Source organism: Halobaculum sp. MBLA0147, assembly GCF_041361345.1.
Lineage (GTDB): Archaea > Halobacteriota > Halobacteria > Halobacteriales > Haloferacaceae > JAHENP01.
Map to the genome: position 1 here is coordinate 308,393 of NZ_JBGKAD010000001.1, position 16,935 is coordinate 325,327.

The window sequence follows — 16,935 nt, forward strand, 5'->3', positions numbered from 1 at the left end:
CCCCGCCAGTCGACTACTCGTCGGACACCTCGGACTCGCTCGATCCCTCCGAGCCGTCGACGCGGTTCGGGCCTTCGAGCTCGTACTCGACGGTGTCGTCGGCGACGGACGTGGAGTAGACGGCCCAGTACCGCCGGCGGGCGATCTCGGCGACCGGCGGCGGTCGCGAGCCGACCCCCTCCACGAGGTCGTCGTCGAGCCGCGACGCCAACTCCGGTGTCGACACCCGCACCCGGAGTCCGTCCGGCGTCGGTGCCACGGTGACACGCCCGCCGCTCGGCTCGTCGCCGAGTCCCGCCTCGGCGAGTCTGGCGACCGTGTCCCCCAACACGGAGCACTCCACGTCGTACGTAGCGTCTCCGTCACCCACCACGTCCACCGACTCGCACCCGGCCGCGTCGAGACGCTCCCGTGCGACCGCGACGGCCGCAGCGAGCGTACTGGGAGCACCACCGTCCGGTCCACCGGCCGCCCGCTCTGCCACCGTCGGTGTCACCTCACCGGTCGGTAGACTCGCCCACGAGGCCGAGAGGTCGGAGGGCGATCCGACGGCGACTCGCCGGGACGTGTCGTCGGAGCCCGACTGGCCGGCACCGCGTACCGGCGCTCCCCCGTCGGCTCCGTCGGAGCCGTCGGCTGGGGTCGTAGTGTCGGTCCCAGTCGATCCGTCCGCCCCGTCGTCTCCTGCATCCTCCCGGGCGTCGACAGACGCGGGCGTCACCGTCGACTCGCCGTCGTCTCCCGACACGTCCGTCACCGTCGACTCGCCGTCGTCTCCCGACACGTCCGTCACCGTCGCCAGCGCGTCCTCGAGGTGTGCGAGCGCGTCGTCGTGGTCCCCGTCGCCCAGCGCGTGCCGCGCAGCACGCAGGTCCGCGACGACTTCGGTCGTCTCGTCGCGAGTGGGGCGCTCCTCGTCGTCGACGGCCGCTACCGGGACGACGATCCCCAGGACCGCCGGCTCACCCCCGTACTCGACACGCCCACCGTGGACTTCGACGTCGACGTGCTCGCCGTCGGCGCGCACGCCGGTGACGACGTAGTGGAGCGTGTCGACCTCGCCGCTCTCGCGGCGGCGGAGGGCACGCGCCACGCGGTCCCGGTCCTCTGGTGCGATCAACTCCCGGACGGGTGTGTCGATCACACTGGACCGGTCGTAGCCGAACAACTCCGCGAACCGCTCGTTCACCTCCCGGAACACGCCGCCCTGACTCATCCCGATCCCCACGACGCGTTGTTCGAACAGTTGCTGGTACCGTCGCTCGGCGACACGGCGCTGCCGTCGCTCGCGTGCTCGTTCGGCGGCGTTCTGGACCCGTCTCGTCAGCAGGTCGTACCGCTCGCGGCCCGCACCCTTCTGGATGTAGTCCGCCGCACCGGCGCGGATCGCCTCGCCAGCGATCTCCTCGCTCCCCTTCCCCGTGAACAACACGAACGGCACGTCGAGCCCCCGCTCGCGGATCGCCGAGAGGAACGCCAGTCCGTCGCGATCCGGCATGTCGTAGTCGGAGACCACACAGTCGTACGTCCCCGCCTCCAGTTCCTCGAGCCCCGCCGCCGCGGAGTCGACTGCCGTCGCCGCGATCGACTCCGCGCGGAGTTCGAGCATCCGTGCGGTCACGTCTGCGAACGCCGGGTCGTCGTCGACACACAACACCCGGATCGTGTCCGTTCCGACAGTCATCCGTCTCGTAACTCTCTGTGTCACACTCACACATCAACCAACCGGTCGTCACGCCGGGAGCCACCCGGGACACGAGACAGCGGCAGGTCTAGACGAGTCGCGCACCGGGAAAACGCTCAAGTCGTCGGGTTGTCAACGACTAGCACGGTGGGGGCAGGGTGACGACGGCACGCGACAGTTCGATTCGTCGGCCGGTGCCGGTTCGGGGGCGGGCACTCGCGGCCGTCGACCCGCCGCGACCGGTGGACAGTCGGTCGTCTCGCACCGTTGGGCTCGACGGACCGGCGCAGCCGTCGGACACTGGCACAGAGTCGGGAGGTGACTCGTGACGTGGGGACAGGTCTCGGCGTTCTCCGAGCCGCTCCCGTCGCTAGTCGACACGACCACGTCACTCCCCACGCCGGTCTCCGTGCTCACCGACGCTGGCCCGGCGGCGCTCGTGGGTGTCACGCTGCTCGTCACGCTCGGACTGTTGGGTGCGTCGAACCGAGCGTCGACGCTCCCGTCGTGGCTCCTCCCGGGGCGCACGACCGACTCCGAGGAGTTCTTCGTCGGGGACCGGACGGTCGGTCCCGTTGCCGGAGGGGCGACACTCGCGGCGACGCAGATCAGCGCCGGCACGCTCGTCGGGACCGTCGGGGTCCACTACCTCACGGGCGCCGGGTTCCTCGTCATCTGGGTGGGGATCTGGCTCGGGTGGATCGCCTCTGCGCTCCTGATCGGCCCGAAGATGCGTGCGTTCGGGGGCGTGACCGTCCCGGACTTCCTCGCTGCGCGGTTCGACGCCGGTGCCGACGGCGCCGCGATACGGGCGTTGTCCGCGCTTCTGATCGTCGTCGCCTACCTCGTGTACACCGCCGCACAGTACCTCGCCGCGGCACGTGTGACGGAGGCGTTGTTCGGCGTCGACGGCCGTCTCGTGATGGTTGCGCTCACGCTGGTCGTGTTGGGGTACGTCGGTGCCGGGGGGATGCGAGCCAGTGTCCGGACGGACGTGCTCCAAGTGACGCTGTTGGTCGTCGGAACCTGCGTGGCTGCGGTCGGGGCACTGTCCGCAGTCGGGTGGTTCGAGGGGCTGTACGCGGGGTTGCGTGCCGTCGACCCGACACTGGCCGTCGTCGGTGTCGACCCGTTGCGCGTCGTCGGCGTCGGGATGGAGCCGGTCAGACTCCTCGGGTTCGCGCTGGCGTTCGGCTTCGCGCTGATGGCTGCACCGAACGAACTGTCGCGGATGTACGCCATGCGAGACCCGGGGACGGTCAGGCGCGCCATCGGTGTCTCGATCGGTCTCCAGGCGGTGATCGCGGTCTCCATCGCCGTGTTGGGACTCGTCGCACGCGTCCGGTTCCCGGGGTTGACGAGTCCGGACACGGCCGTCGTCCGGCTCGTCGCCTCGCTGTTCGGGCCTGCGGTCGGTGGTCTCCTCGTCGTCGCCGTGTTGGCGGCGGTGTTGTCTACGGTCGACAGCGTGCTGTTGGTGTCTGCCTCGACGTTCGCTCACGACTTCTTCGGGGAGGCGCTGCCGGCGCTGACCGCGCTGTCGCCGCCCTCGGAGGCGTCGGTGTTGCGTGCCGCTCGCGTCGCGACCGTCCTCGCGGGGGTGGTGCCGCTCGGGTTGGCGCTGTTCCCGGGGCCGTTCGGCGAGTTGGTCCAGTTGATCGTCGCCTTCTACGCCTCGCTGATCGGTGCCTCGCTGCTGGTCCCGCTGCTCGCCGGGTTCCACTGGGACGGTGCGACGGCACGGGGTGCGATCGCCGGAACCACGACGGGCTTCCTCGTCGCGACCGGGTGGCAGTTCCTCGTCCGCCGCGGCACGCTCCTCCCCGAGTTCGCTGTTCTGGACCCCGTCCTCCCGGGCATCACGGTCAACGCCGTCGTCTTGATCGCCGTCTCGGTTCTGGACGATCGGTGAACCGGCGACCGGCGTCGGGACTCGGAGTGGTGAGCGGACTCAGACCGACGACCCGACTCGAACCGGTGGCCGGACCCGGAGCCGTCGGTTGCGTCCCCGGGTGGCGGTCTGGGTGTGACGCCACCCACCACCCAAACCGTCTTGCTCCGGCGTCACGCACCCGACGGCAAATGGGAGACGGAGATGGAGACGCCTCGAACGGCCCAGACGACCGGACGTACGCGGGACGGTCGCTGTCGGCGGCGTACGACCTCGTGGGTAACGAGGTGCGAGCCGCGATCTTGCTCGCGCTGTCGCGGACGCACGGCGGACAGGGAGAGCCACCGGTGGTCCCGTTCTCGGACCTCCGGTCGCGTGTCGACGTGGAGACGGACTCGAGTCAGTTCAACTACCACCTCCAGCGACTCGTCGGGACGTTCGTCGAGGATCGCTCGGCAGGTGACGCACAACTCGTCGACGGGTTCGTCGACACCGAGCCGGACGGCTACGCGCTCCGCCCGGAGGGGTCGCTGTTCACGCGGTCACTTCGCGCGAGTATCGCCGGCGAGACCACCACGCCGAGTGGCGTCGCGTCGCCGCTGTCGTGTCACTACTGCGACGCGACCGTCGAACTCACGTACCGCAACGCCATCTTCGCGCTCCAGTGTCCCGACTGCGAGTTCCTGTACGAGTACGATCTCGTCCCGCCGGGGATCTTGCACGGCCCGGACGACCACTCGGAGGGCGTCGGCCGCGGGAGCGCGGTCGTGGACGACGGCGCAGACGACGAGCACCCTCGGCGCCGCGAACCGCTCCGGACCGCACCGCGGCGGACCGAGACCGCCGTCGGCGAGGACGCGACACCGAGCGGTGAAGACGACGCTCACCCCGACGCGACGGGGGCGGCGACGGCCGACGGCGTAGACCCACGGGCGGTGTACGAGCGGGCGGCGACGTACCTCCGCGAGCGCCGGCGGAGTTTCGCTGGCGGCGTCTGTCCGACCTGTGGCGGCGGGACGACGACGGCGACGGTCGACGCGGCCGACTCGGCGTACCCGCGGACGGACCGGCGCGAACTGTTCGTCAACCGCTCGTGTGTCCACTGTGGCGACCGCAACTACCTCCGACTCGGTGAACTCCTCCAACGGCAGAGCGCCGTCGTCGCGTTCTGTCACGAGACCGGGCTCGAACTCGACGACACGCCGCCGTGGGAACTCGCGTGGCTCGTCACCGACACCGGGGTGACGGTCGACGACGGGGAGCCGTGGCGCGCACACCTCGCGATTGAGCGCGACGGCGACCGACTCGTCGTGGCAGTCGACGACGCCGGAGACGTAGTCGAGACGCGACGATCCTGACCCGGTCAGTCGTCGCCGGCCTCTTCGGCGGTCGTGGTGTCGTCGACACCGACGTCCTCGGCGGTCGCGACATCCTCGACACCGACACCCTCGGCGGTCGTGGTGTCGTCGGCTCCCTCGCCGGCCGCGGCCGGCCGCTCGTAGGCACCCGCCCGGCGGAGTTCCCCGGCTCGTTCGAGCACCGCGGGGGTCCGACAGACACCGGGGGCGCCGGTCACCTGGGGGACGGCACAGTTGTTGCAGTTCTCACAGACGACGGCGGCGTCGGCTGCCTCGCGGCCGAGCAACCGCGCCGGGAGTCGTGGCTCCGCGTAGAACGGGCGGCCCATCCCGACGGCGTCGCAGGCGTCACCCAGCAGGCGGTCGATCTGTGGTCGGTCCCGGATGCCGCCTTCACAGAACACCGGTACCGACACCCGCTCGCGGACGCGCCGACAGAGGGCGGCGTTCCACCCCGGTTCGAAGTCGTACGCGACCGACTCGATCCAGTTCGCGACCGCCACCGCGACGGCTCGCGCTCGCGACCCGAACGCGCGGTCGTACCCCTCGTGGTGTCGCTCGTCGCGCCACGCCGCGTCCGGGAACTCCCCCCGGACGATCGACATGTCCCAGAAGACGGAGCCGTTCACCGGGACGAGACCGTCGTAGCCCGCGCTGGCGAGCCGCTGGCACAGTCGGACCGTCTCCGTCGCCGAGCGTGTCCGGCGGACGAACGGCGGCGCCGCGGTCTCGGCGGGGACCTTCGTCGTCACCGGCACGTCGCCGACGCGGTCGCGGATCTCGGACAAGACGACCTCGAAGAAGCGGCCGTGGTCGCCGAACTCGTCGTCGCGGCGGTTGTAGAACGGGGAGCAGAACTGGTGGAGCAGTCCCATGTTCGCCCCGGCGAGGTGGATCACGTCGTACCCCGCCGCGACCGCGCGCTCGGCGGCTCGTCCGAACGTCGCCGCGAGGTCGTACACCTCGGCCGTCGAGAGCACCCGCGCGTCGTACGAGAGCAGTCCGGCGCGGTCGAGCGCGCGGAGCTGCCACGGGGGTTCGGAGACGGCGAGCTGTTCCAGTCCTGGGTGCTCCCGGCGGTACTCGTGGTGCCAGGTCTCCATCGCGCGGAGCCCGCCGTGTTCGAGTTGGATCGCGATCCGGCCGCCGTGGCGGTGGATCGCGTCGGTCAGTCGCTCCAGCTCCGACACGAACTCGGGGTCGTGGACGCGTGTCATCCCCGGTGCGGCACAGCCACCCTCCGCGGTGACGATCGTCGCACCTTGACAGACGAGGCCGGCTCCCGCGGCGGCCGCGGGTTCGAGGTCTGCGATCAGCCGGTCGACCGCCTCCGGGCCGTTGCCGGCACACTCCAACAGTGGGGCGCGGTAGAGCCGATTCGCCAGTGTCACAGAGCCCAACTCCAGCGGGTCGGTGAGGGCGGGCGCCGTCTCGGAACGAGGTGTCGTCATCGGTGGGTGGTCGGAGGTGGTACGTCGCGGTGTCGTCTGGTTGCGTCCGCTCGGGAGGCGACGGGCAAGAGCGTTCCGTCGGCCTCGCTCGGGAACCCGCGCAACTTTTACCCCGACGCGGTGACGGCTCGCGTGTGCCGTACAGCTACGAGCCGCAGTACTTCGAGGAGTTCGAGGAGGGACAGACGTTCCAGTCCGTCGGACGGACGGTGACGGAGTCGGACTTCGTCATGCACTCGGCGTTCACCGGCGACTGGACCGAGCTACACACGAACGCGGAGTACGCCGCCGACTCGCAGTTCGGCGAGCGCGTCGCCCACGGCCCGATGACGTTCTCGCTGGCGACCGGGTTCGTCTACCGCTGTGGATTCCTGGAACGGCGCGTCGAGGCGTTCCTCGGGATGAACTACATGGACATCCCCGCGCCGGTGTACGAGGGCGACACCATCTCGCTGGCGATGGAGGTCACCGAGACGAAGTCGCTGTCCTCCCGCGACGACGCCGGCATCGTCGTGATCGACACGACGATGACGAACCAGGACGACGAGGTGGTGTTCGAGGGCGACATGAAGTTCATGATCGCCTCCGAGTCGACCGCCGACGAGGCCGAGTGAGTCCGGGCGGAACCGGACAGACTCGGACGACTCACAGCCGCAGCAGGACCGCGAACACGACCAACGCGGCGACGCCGGCGAGCAGCGCCAGCGGCGCGGGCGCGCCCGGCGAGAGTGGGACGCGCTGGGTCGCTCGCGCGACCGCGACGGCACTCCCCGCGGCCGCACCGCTGATCAGCAGTGTCCCGCCGAGGTGAGACAACGTCGCGGTCCGCGAACGACCGACGCGACCCACCTCCCGACCGAGTTCGACGCCGTAGCTCCCCAGATCCCACACCGCGACCGCGGCGACCAGCGCCCCGAACGAGACGAGCGTCCCCGCGTCGACGGCCACGCCGAACCCGCCGGCGGCGAACAGCCCCGCGGCGACGAGCCCGTGGCCGACCCCCGTCTCCGGGAGGAACCCGAGCACCGTCGCACCCGTCAGTGCCACCAGCAACGTCGCCGCGACGGCGACACAGACGGCGACGACCCCGAGCGCGACCGTCTGTGGCCCGTAGTACGACAACACGGCCTCCCACTCCGTGCGGAACGGCGTCGCGGCACTCGCCGGGAGCGCGGCGAGCACGCCCTCCTCTAACGCGCCGGTGACGAGCGGGGCACGCCCCCACCCGAGCCACAGGAGCGCCAGCCAGCCGGCGACGACGCCGAGCCAGTCCGCCCGTGTGCCGAGTCGCGTCCGGTAGGCACCACGCACCACTCGGACGGTCACCGACACTGCGAGGAACGCGCCGACGAGCCCCAGCGACAGCGTCCGGAGGGTCGAACTCGCCGCCACGCCGCGCACCACCTCGAACAGCCACGCGGGGAGTGTGTTCCACGGGATCACGTCCGGCGCGAACACCGTGACGATCCACAGCAACACGCCCAGCACCCCCGGGAAGAGCCCCCACTCCGAGACACGGAGCACCCGATTCAGTGTCGCCACGGCTGTCTCGGTGTCGTCCGTTCGGTCGTCGAGCAGTTCCCGGACCGGGAGCGTCCGGAGCGTCTGCCCGAACGCGACCGCACCGAACCCGACGAGCGTGAGGAAGCTCCCGACGGCGGGAGCACCGAGTGGGTCCGGTGACAGCGTCGTCGCGACCGGGGTCGCGAGGTCGACCGTCGGGAGTTCCACCCCCGCCTCGCGCTCCGTGACACGTGTCGCAGTCGGCACCGCCGCGGCGGCGACCGTCCCGACTCCGACCGCGAGTCCGACGCGCCCGGCCGAGAGGACCGCGTCGGAGCCGACGGGCGCCCCCGGCAGACCGGTCGCGCCGAACACCGCCAACCCGACCGCGCCGACGAGGAAGACGGCGCCCACGGGTGCGGTGCCGGCGAACTGCGAGGCGAACACCAGGGCGGTACCGGCCGTCACCGTCGCTCCGGCGGGGAACAACGCGACCGTCGCCCCCGCGAGTGCGAGTGGACGGACCCGATCCGCCCCGGCGAGTCTGACGAGGAGGCCGGTTGCGAGCCCGCCGACCCCGGTCACGACCGCAGTGTTCCGGACACCGACGCTCCCGGCGAGGGGCCAGACGGCCGCGACGAGGGCGACGAGCGACAGCGCCGTCACGGTTCTGGGTGGGCGCCACGTCCCGCTCGGGAGACCGCTACGGTCGGTCACTGGCGCTCGCCCCCGTCGGTCGCCGCGTCGCCACGCTCGCTCTCCCGCTCGCTCCCGGTCCGACTACCACTCCCCCAGAGCCGATCCAGGATCCCCGGCGGGTCCCGCCCGTCCTCACTCGCCGCCGAGTCGGCGTCGCGCACACCCGTCGAGTCGGACCGGCCACGCTTCGACCCGCCAGCCAGTCCGCGCGCGACGGCCAACCCGAGCGGGCGATCGGCGGGCCAGTCGACGACCGTCCGACACAGCGGCTCCACCTCGCGCAGCCGGAGCCGGCGGTGGAGTGCGACGGTCCGCCCACCGAGCGTCTCCTCGCTCGTGTGGTCGGGCGCGACGGCAGAGACGGCGTAGTCCGCCACCGCGAACCGGCGCGCGTACGCTCCCGGCACTGCGTCGGGGAACGGCGACACCAAGACGACGTGGGCGTCGGCCGGACACCGCGCGACGAGCGAGGCAGCTGCCGACTCCGTCCCCCGCGGCGTGTCCGTCCGGTAGCGTGGTCCCTCGTCCAGCGTCCCGCGGCGCTCGGCGGCGACCTCGGCGGCGGCTGCCAAGGTCGCACGGGCACGCCGCTGGCCGTCGCCCGCCTCGGCGTGTTCGATCCAGAGCGCGTCGCCGGCGGTCGGGACCGGCACGGACACCTCGTCCGGGTCGAGCCCGAGGACGGCGAGTGCCACCTCGTCGCCGTCCGCGCGGAGTCGTTCCAGCGCCACCTCCGCGGTGTAGGCCGCGAACTCCGCGCCGGTCGGGTACGCCGCGGTCGCCGAGCGCCGTGTCGGCGGGCGTACGTCCAAGACGACGACGGCACGCCCCGCCCGCTCCTCGCGGAACTCGGTGGTCACGAGTTCGCCGCGCTTGGCGAACTGTCGCCAGTTCACTCGCGACTGTGGGTCCCCGCGGCGGTACTCGCGGGTGGCGTAGAACTCCAGCCCCTCCCCGCCGGTGTCGGCGGGGGACTGGCCGACACGACGCGGCGCCGCACGGTCGATCGGCACCGTCGCCGCCGGGGCGGTACAGGAGATCTCGTCTGCGCCAGCGACCGGCACCGACAGCGACGCCGCGGCGGTTCCGGCCAGCGACCGCACCCGGACGCGTGCGGGTTCGAAGTCGTACGACCCCCGTTTGGCGACGACCTCGTAGGTCACCTCCGTCGACCCACCGGGTCGCAGCGCCGTCGCGACCCGCGGGGAGCCGTCGACCACTGCCAACTCTTCGGGGACGCCGTCGAGCACGCGCACGTCCGGCAGCACCGACTGGCCCTCGTTGTGGACGGTGACGGTGACGGGGACGTGGTCGCCGGGGGTAACCTGCCGCTCCGGGACGCGTCGCTCGACGCGCACGTCGACGGTCCGTGGCAGCGCCGAGATCGCGCCGTAGCCGACGTACGCCAGCGGCACCGCGGCGGCGGCGATCACCAGCGCGGAGCCGTACAGCAGCCCGAGCCCGACGAGTCCGAGTGCCCCCCCGAGCCACACCGTCCAGCGACCGGTCGCGCTCGCCCGGTCGACGACGGACGCCGGACCCACTCGTGGCGTCTCGTCGTCCGTCTCTCCGTCCGGTCTCCCGCCGTTCGTCTCCTCGTCTCGTCTCTCCCCGTCGGCCGAGCCCCCGCCGTCCCTCTCGCCGGCCGACCCCTCGCTACTCGCTCGCTCGTCACTCACCGTCACCACCTCCCGTCTCGCCACCGTCCGGCCCGTCCAGCCGTCGTTCGAGTGCGGTCACCACACGCCGGAGTCGGCGGCGCGCCTCCGCCTCGGGGTCGAGCCACGCTCGGAGCCGAGCGAGGACTGGCACCGCGACGGACTCCGAGAGCACCGCCGCCGCGAGGTCGTCGTCGGTCCAGCCCCCGGTCACGACGGCCTCCTCTGCATCCTTCGGGTTCCCGACGGTCCGTTCGATCGCGACCGCGGTCCCGCGGAGGTCGTCGGCGATCGCCTCGAGGTCCCGCGGATGTCGCACCTGCTCGAAGGTCCGATCGACGGCGTCGCCGGTCACGGTGCCGTCCGGCACGCTCACCGTCTCCGGTGGGTCGCTCCGACGGGCGTCCATCGTCGCGTCGGTGGTCGACGACGGGGCGGCACCGACGCGTGCCATCGCCGTCGCGAGCAGCCCGACGAGCCCGCCGACGGCGGCCAACAGCAGCGTCCCGTCGAACTCCCGGGTGGCGTCGACGAGCGGTTCCGTGGCGGGTACCGTCTCGATCAGACGGTCGGGTGCCGTCGCGACCGCCGCCGCGACGACCAACGCCGCGACCCCCGTCGCTGCGACCGCGGTCCACAGCAGTCGACGAGCGCGACTCCGCGCCTGCCCCGCGTCGGCACTCCGGCGGGTCGTGTCGCGTTGCCGGTCGGTCGCGTTCCCGCCACCCAACGTCGTCCCGTTCGCGTTCCCGCCGCCGAGGCTCGCACCACTCGTACTCCCACCTCCGGGGGTCGCACCGCCACCTGTGGTACCACCACCGAGAGTCGCACCCTCCCCGCCGTCGCGGTTCCCACCGCCGAGGGTCGTCCCCGCACCGATTTCGTCGGCCCCGTGGCCCGCTGACTCGGACTCGTCGGCCACACTCTCGGGGTCGCCACCCGCTCCACCGGACTCGTCGGCCACACTCTCGGACTCGCCACCCGCTCCACCGGACTCGTCGGCCACGTCCTCGGACTCGCGGTCGTGATCGTCGCTCACCGGCCGTCACCTCCCGTCGTCGACTCGTCGGTACTGCCGTCACCGTCGCGTCCGGTGAGTGCCGCGACGAGTTCCGAGACGGACTCGACGTGTGTGTTCGGGTCCGCGTCGCCGTACTGGACCGCCCGGTAGGCGTCTCTGAGTCGCCGGACCGGTTCGGCCGGGAGCCCGTCGCGCTCGACGGCCCACCGCGCCACCTCGCCCGGCGTCGCCGTCCGGGTGCGCCGCAGCGAGACGACACCGAGGAACTGCCGCCACGCGGCACGGATCACCTGCGCCGCTCGCGGCTCCTCGCGGTCTCCGTCTGCCTCGCCCACCCCACCGGATCCGACGGCGGTCGCTCCGTCGGGGTCGTCCGCGAACAGTCCGACGACCCACACCCGAAGTCCGACGAGAGTCGACACGATCCCGGCTCGGACGGTCTCGGCCGCACCGCGCAGCAGCGTCGCGACCCGTCCCGGCAGAGCGATCAGTGCGAGGCGGCCGGCCCAGAGGTCCGCGAGTACGCCCCGCACGGCGTCGACCACCCGCCCGACGGCGTCGACTACGGCGATCAACGCCGACACGACCGCACGGACGGCACCGCCGACCACCCGTCGGAGGAATCCGACGGCGTCGCGCCCGGACACGTCCCGTCGCCGTGCGAGGACGACACCACCGACGACGAGTGCGCTCACCACTACGCCGACCCCGGCGAGCGACGCGAAGATCCCGGAGACACTCGTCGTGGCCGCCTGCCCGAACTGCGTCGCCCGGACACTCGCCGTGTCGGCGATCGGGAGTCGCGCGGTCGTGGTGCCGTCGACCCCGGTGGGGGCGACGGCGCGTCCGTTCAGAGTCACGTTCGCGCCGTCGACCGACTCGTTCCCGAGCGTCGTCGAGACGGTCACGGGTGCGAACGGGAGCGCGAGCGGCCAGTCGACGCGCGTCTCGACGGCGAGCCGATCGATCTCCACCGTCCGATTCCCGACGACGGCACCGCGCCGCACCGTCACCGTGTGGTTCCCCGGCTCGGCCGGGAGCCGGAGGCGGACGCGCCCCCGACGGTCCGTGCGGCCGACCGGCTCGCCGTCCACCTCGACGGTCGCCTCGCGAACCGGCACGTCCGCGACCGTCGCCACGACGGTCACCGTCTGTCCGCTTCGTGCGTCGCCGACGACGGAGAGCGTCGCCCGCGTCTCCACCGGGTACGTCGTCGTGTTCGTGTCACTCCCGTCGGGATCCAGAGTCGCCGCGCGCGCCGCATTCTGTCGGTCGACGGCCGCCGTGTCCGCCGTGTCCGCCGCGGTCTGGTCGTCGAGACTCGCCGTCTCTCTCGTAGTCTGCCCGTCGGGGCTCGACACCTCGAAGGAGAACTGCACGTCGGGGGTCGACACCTCGAAGGAGAACTGCACGTCGGGGTCGGAGGCGACTCCGCCGTCCGCCAGCGTCGACTGGTTCGTCGCCGAGGGGCCGTCCGTGTCGGTGACGGTGACGTTCAACGACGAGACGTACGGGACGGTACCGACGACGGTGCCGTTCTCGCCGGTCGTCCCGACGAGTTCGTCCTCGAACCGGACTTCGACCCCGGACTCGGGCGTGTCGCCACGCGTCACGGTGACGGTGACGGTCGCCCCCGGCACCGCCGTGCGGTTCAACGACACCGACAGCGGCGGCGGTGCGTCGGCCGTGCCGTCTCCGTCCGAGCCGTCACCTTCGTCGCCGGACTCACCCTCGCCGTCGGTCCCGTCGCCGGACCCGTCCTCGTCGTCACCCTCGCCGGTGCCGCCGTCGGTGGGTGTCCCGTCGTCGGTCGGTGTCGACTCCCCGCCGGATCCGTCCGTCGGCGTCGAGTCGCCGTCCGAGTCGTCGGTCGGCGTCCCCTCGTCGGTCGGTGTCTCGTCGCCTCCCGACCCGTCTCCGGGTGTCGAGTCGCCGGGTGTCTCCCCGTCTGGAGTCGAGCCGTCCGGTGTCGATCCCTCTGGATTCCCGCCGGGTGTCGCCGTCGAGCCGTCCGGGAGCCCCGGCGTCCCAGTCGCCGTCCCACCCTCGGCCGTTCTCGGGCCACCCGGTGTCCCGTCGGCGGTGCCGGCCGTCCCCGACGGCGTGCCGGTGAGGCCACCCGTGGTGCCGTTCGGCGTCACGCCGTCCGACCCGTTCGGGAGCGAGCCGTTCGTCCCGCCGTCCGGCGGCGTCGCCGACGGCACCTCGGCCCGGCCGTCCGCGTCCTGCCGCGACGCGTTCGGCGAGAACGACTCGCCGGGCGACCCGGTCTCGGTGGGACTGTAGTCGCTCGCGGAGCCCGTCTCGTTCTGGAACGAGCGCCGTTCGGCCGCCAGCCGACTGCTCCCGGGTGTCGGGTCGAACCGGACCCACCCGACCTCCGGGAAGTACACCTCCACCCAGGCGTGGGCGTTCATCGCACGGACGGTGTACTCGTTGGGGCCCGTCTGCTGCCCCGTCGAGTAGCCGACGACGTACCGCGCCGGCACTCCCTGCGTGCGCAGCATCGCGACCATCGCTGTCGCGAAGTACTCGCAGTAGCCGGTCGCCATCTCGAAGACGAACTGCGAGGCGACCGTCCCCGCCGCCGGGTCGTGGGTCGCGTCCAGCGAGTACTCCTTGTTCGCCTCCAACCACTGCTCGATCGCGACCGCGGTGTCGTACGCCGTCCCACTGTCGGCGGTCAGGTTCGTCGTGAACCGGTCGAGTCGGTCGGTCCCCGGCTCGTCGGGGAGGTTCAGGTACCGCTCGCGTACCTCCGCCGGGTAGTTCCGCCCCGCGGCCCGCAACACCGCCGGCTCCCGTGCCGGCGCGTACGAGACCCCCTCGTACGTCGTTCCGGGTGAGAGTCGCTCGGTGGTCGACAGCGACACGCCCGGCCGCAACTGTGTCTCGACCGGTGTGTCGACCCGGGCCGGGCGCCACACGGTCGCGAGTGCGGTCGCCGACTGTCGCAGTTCCACGCGGTACCGCACGCGCTCGCCACGCAGCGGCCCCGACTCGACCCGCCCGTCGAACGGCCGCGCGTCGCCGGCCCGCTCGAACCCCTGACCGGTGTAGCGGCCGTACGCACCCGTCCGCCAGTACCCCGGTTGGGTGCTCTCGACGATCATGTGCACTTCGGTGCTCTGGTTGCGCAGCGGACTGTCCCCCGGTGCACCGGGCGCCGTCTGCCCGCCGACACTCGTCGTGTCGGTCGCCGAGAGAGCGCCGAACTGTGACCCAGACAGCGATCCGGCGGCGTCCGCAGCCCCGGACGCGCCGCTCGCACCGCTCGCGGCACTGGCACCGCTCTGGAACGGTGCCAGCGAGAGCGCCGGGGGACTCCCGGCACCCAACACGGCCGGCACCGCCGCCGCCGCCACGACGAGCGCGGCGGCGGTCAACAGCACGACCACGACACGTCCCCACTCGCGACGCCCGGAGAGTCTGACCCCCGTCTCTCTCGTCCCGCCGTCGGTCGCGGCGGGGCCGTCGTCGGCGTCGGTCACACCCCCACCTCCGACGCAGTCGTCGCTTCGTCTCTCACTGTCGTGGGACGAGCACCGACGCGTAATCAGTTTGTGGGTCCCCACCGTGCCTGCGGGACCACGCTGTCTCCCTCCGCCACTCCTCGGCCGGTCGTGACGGTACGTCCAACGGAGAGTGGTCGTGCCGACGCGTCGCATGGCGTGCTGACGCGTCGCATGGCGTGCCGGCGCGTCGCAGGTGGTTTACTCGCGCAGGCGGACGGGGAGACGTGAGCTTCGAGTCACGCGAGCTACCCGCCGGCTGGCAGGTGTGGAACGACGAGCGGGACGGCCGCGCGATCCTGGCGTTCCGTCCGGACGTGTTCGACGGCGGCGACCTCCCGGCGGAGTGTATGCCGACGATCTACCTCGCGAACGGGCCGCGAACCCGGCGGCCGGGCCCCAGCCACCGCCCGTCCGACGAGTGGCACGTCACCCTCTACCTCGAACCCGAGATCGAGGCCAGCAGCGAGGTGTTCGACGATCGCCCGGCCGCCGTCGACGGCGCTCTCGCCGCCGCCGACCGCTTCGTCGCCGGCGAGGTCGACTACCGCGAGTTGTACCAGGTGCCACGCGAGGACTATTTCGCGGAACTGGATCGGGTCCTCGAGCACCCGCCGACGGACGACGACGAAGACTGAGAGACGGCGAGCTCGTGGCGGCGAGACTGCCGAGAGCGAGGCGCCTCAGAGACGCGGTGGCTCCTCGTCGAGGATCTCTTCGAGGGCGTCGCGAAACAGTTCGAGGTTCTCCTCGGAGTCCGGTTCCGTCGCCGCCTTCGTGCCGGGGAGGTTCGTCTGCTTCGCGAGTTCGATCTTCCCCGAGAGCCCCGCCTCGTCTTCGACGATACTGTAGTACTCCATGAGTTTCTCGCCCACCTGTCACACCTCCGCGTAGAAGTCTTCGAGCGCCGCCACGTACGGATCGGCACGCTCGCCCCACTCGTCCAACGGCTTGATCACCCACTCGCAGACGTCGTCACCCATCCCGACGCACTTCTCTTCGAGTTCGAGAACGGGCTCGCCCATGAAGCCGGAACACCACGCCGAGCCGTACCCCATCAGACTCCAGCACACCGGGTGGTCGCTCTCACCGTTGTGGATGACGTGTTGTTGGGCTTCGTAGGAGTTGTGCCACTCGCCGCGGAAGTAGAACTCATCCGCCTCGCGGTCGTACGACATCTCCAGAGGTTCGACGGCGACGATCCCCTCCTGGGTGTGGACCGCCGGGCCGACTTGCAACAGTTCGTCGGGCGTGTCCCAATCGTACCGCGTCTCCATCTGCAAGTAGTCGGCGTACCCCGACTGGAAGCCGAACTGCAACAACAGGTCGCGCGCCTCGTCGATCCCGACCGAGTCGATCAACTGTTGTCTGAGCAACCCGATCGCGTCGGCGTTGAACGTCACCATCCGGTTGGTGTGGAACACGTTCACGCCGGCCTGTGCCCCGTACTGTAAGTCCGATTCGAGATCGAAGTCCTGTGCCTGCACGAACTGTGCCTCGCGCCGTCGGATAGTGAAGGTTACGACGAGTTATCGGTAGAAATACTCTCCAGTTGTCGATTTAGACTCTGTATAAGATCGTCGAAGAAAGGTGCTGAGCCGGTCTGGCGGACGCGGCCGTGTCTGGGAGAGTTCGTCTGCCCGGTTCGCGAGCCCGTGCCCACCGTTCCCCACGGCACTTATCGGGTGTCGTCGGCAACGGTGGTGTATGCCCACCGTCACACTCGTCGGGACCCGTCTCGCGGAGCCCGGCACGGAGTTCGTCTACCAAGGGGAGTCTACCGCCTGCGAGGGGTGTCCGTACCGCGGACAGTGTCTCAACCTCACCGAGGGCCGCCGCTACGAGGTCACGGACGTTCGGGAGAACACCCAGACGCTGGAGTGTGCCGTCCACGACACCGGCGTCCGCGCCGTCGAGGTGGAACCGGCGTCGGTCACGGCGAACGTCCCGTCGAAGGCCGCCTACGCCGGCAGTAAGGCGAGTCTCGCCGGGCCGTGTCCCCACGTCGAGTGTCCGAGTCACGACTTGTGTGAACCCGACGGCGCCGACTTCGACGCGGAGTACCGCATCGAGGAGGTCCACGGCGACCCGCCACACGACTTCTGCGCGCTGGATCGCGAGTTGACGCAGGTGGAGTTCGAACCCGAGGAGGGGTGAC

At 71.4% G+C, this 16,935-nt stretch carries 13 protein-coding genes; 5 read left to right on the top strand and 8 right to left on the bottom strand.

Annotated elements, in window-relative coordinates:
* Window positions 1–13: 13 nt before the first annotated feature.
* Entirely contained in the window at window positions 14–1,684 is a 1,671-nt protein-coding gene (locus RYH80_RS01530) for a response regulator (protein ID WP_370902094.1), read from the bottom strand.
* Between the two features lie 325 nt (window positions 1,685–2,009).
* On the opposite strand from RYH80_RS01530, the gene RYH80_RS01535 reads away from it, so the two are divergent.
* Together RYH80_RS01535 and RYH80_RS01540 are read left to right on the top strand one after the other, a co-directional pair.
* A complete protein-coding gene (locus RYH80_RS01535; protein ID WP_370902095.1) occupies window positions 2,010–3,596 on the top strand; it encodes a sodium:solute symporter family protein in 1,587 nt (528 codons plus the stop codon).
* A gap of 170 nt (window positions 3,597–3,766) precedes the next feature.
* The gene (locus tag RYH80_RS01540; protein ID WP_370902096.1) at window positions 3,767–4,933 is read left to right on the top strand and encodes a DUF7351 domain-containing protein; all 1,167 of its coding nucleotides are present in this window, start codon (window positions 3,767–3,769) and stop codon (window positions 4,931–4,933) included.
* Window positions 4,934–4,938: 5 nt separating this feature from the next.
* Here the strand turns inward: RYH80_RS01540 and RYH80_RS01545 are convergent, their stop codons facing one another.
* A complete protein-coding gene (locus RYH80_RS01545; RefSeq protein WP_370902097.1) occupies window positions 4,939–6,384 on the bottom strand; it encodes an oxidoreductase in 1,446 nt (481 codons plus the stop codon).
* Between the two features lie 134 nt (window positions 6,385–6,518).
* Between RYH80_RS01545 and RYH80_RS01550 the strand changes: the two genes are divergently transcribed.
* Window positions 6,519–6,998, top strand: a complete 480-nt coding sequence (locus RYH80_RS01550; RefSeq protein WP_370902098.1) for a MaoC/PaaZ C-terminal domain-containing protein — start codon at window positions 6,519–6,521, stop codon at window positions 6,996–6,998.
* A 31-nt stretch (window positions 6,999–7,029) separates the two neighbouring features.
* Here RYH80_RS01550 and RYH80_RS01555 read toward each other — a convergent pair whose 3' ends face one another.
* The 4 genes from RYH80_RS01555 to RYH80_RS01570 are packed head-to-tail and all read right to left on the bottom strand — an operon-like array spanning window position 7,030 to window position 14,756.
* A complete protein-coding gene (locus tag RYH80_RS01555; protein WP_370902099.1) occupies window positions 7,030–8,604 on the bottom strand; it encodes a hypothetical protein in 1,575 nt (524 codons plus the stop codon).
* Window positions 8,601–10,265 (bottom strand): DUF58 domain-containing protein, encoded by a 1,665-nt coding sequence (locus RYH80_RS01560; protein WP_370902100.1) that lies wholly within the window; start codon window positions 10,263–10,265, stop codon window positions 8,601–8,603. Before RYH80_RS01560 ends, RYH80_RS01555 begins: the two co-directional genes overlap by 4 nt.
* The gene (locus RYH80_RS01565; RefSeq protein WP_370902101.1) at window positions 10,258–11,283 is read right to left on the bottom strand and encodes a DUF7269 family protein; all 1,026 of its coding nucleotides are present in this window, start codon (window positions 11,281–11,283) and stop codon (window positions 10,258–10,260) included. The genes RYH80_RS01560 and RYH80_RS01565 overlap by 8 nt, the downstream gene beginning before the upstream one ends.
* Window positions 11,280–14,756, bottom strand: coding sequence for a transglutaminase domain-containing protein (locus RYH80_RS01570; RefSeq protein ID WP_370902102.1), 3,477 nt, complete (start codon window positions 14,754–14,756; stop codon window positions 11,280–11,282). The genes RYH80_RS01565 and RYH80_RS01570 overlap by 4 nt, the downstream gene beginning before the upstream one ends.
* Before the next feature lie 248 nt (window positions 14,757–15,004).
* Between RYH80_RS01570 and RYH80_RS01575 the strand changes: the two genes are divergently transcribed.
* Window positions 15,005–15,415, top strand: a complete 411-nt coding sequence (locus RYH80_RS01575) for a DUF5820 family protein (protein WP_370902103.1) — start codon at window positions 15,005–15,007, stop codon at window positions 15,413–15,415.
* Between the two features lie 45 nt (window positions 15,416–15,460).
* Here RYH80_RS01575 and RYH80_RS01580 read toward each other — a convergent pair whose 3' ends face one another.
* Both RYH80_RS01580 and RYH80_RS01585 read right to left on the bottom strand, forming a co-directional pair.
* Window positions 15,461–15,652, bottom strand: coding sequence for a hypothetical protein (locus RYH80_RS01580; protein ID WP_370902104.1), 192 nt, complete (start codon window positions 15,650–15,652; stop codon window positions 15,461–15,463).
* Window positions 15,653–15,655: 3 nt separating this feature from the next.
* Window positions 15,656–16,264: a XylR N-terminal domain-containing protein gene (locus RYH80_RS01585; protein WP_370902105.1), complete on the bottom strand. Its 609-nt coding sequence runs from the start codon at window positions 16,262–16,264 to the stop codon at window positions 15,656–15,658.
* A 220-nt stretch (window positions 16,265–16,484) separates the two neighbouring features.
* Here RYH80_RS01585 and RYH80_RS01590 point away from each other — a divergent pair, with 220 nt between their 5' ends.
* Entirely contained in the window at window positions 16,485–16,934 is a 450-nt protein-coding gene (locus tag RYH80_RS01590; protein WP_370902106.1) for a UPF0179 family protein, read from the top strand.
* Window position 16,935: the final 1 nt, after the last annotated feature.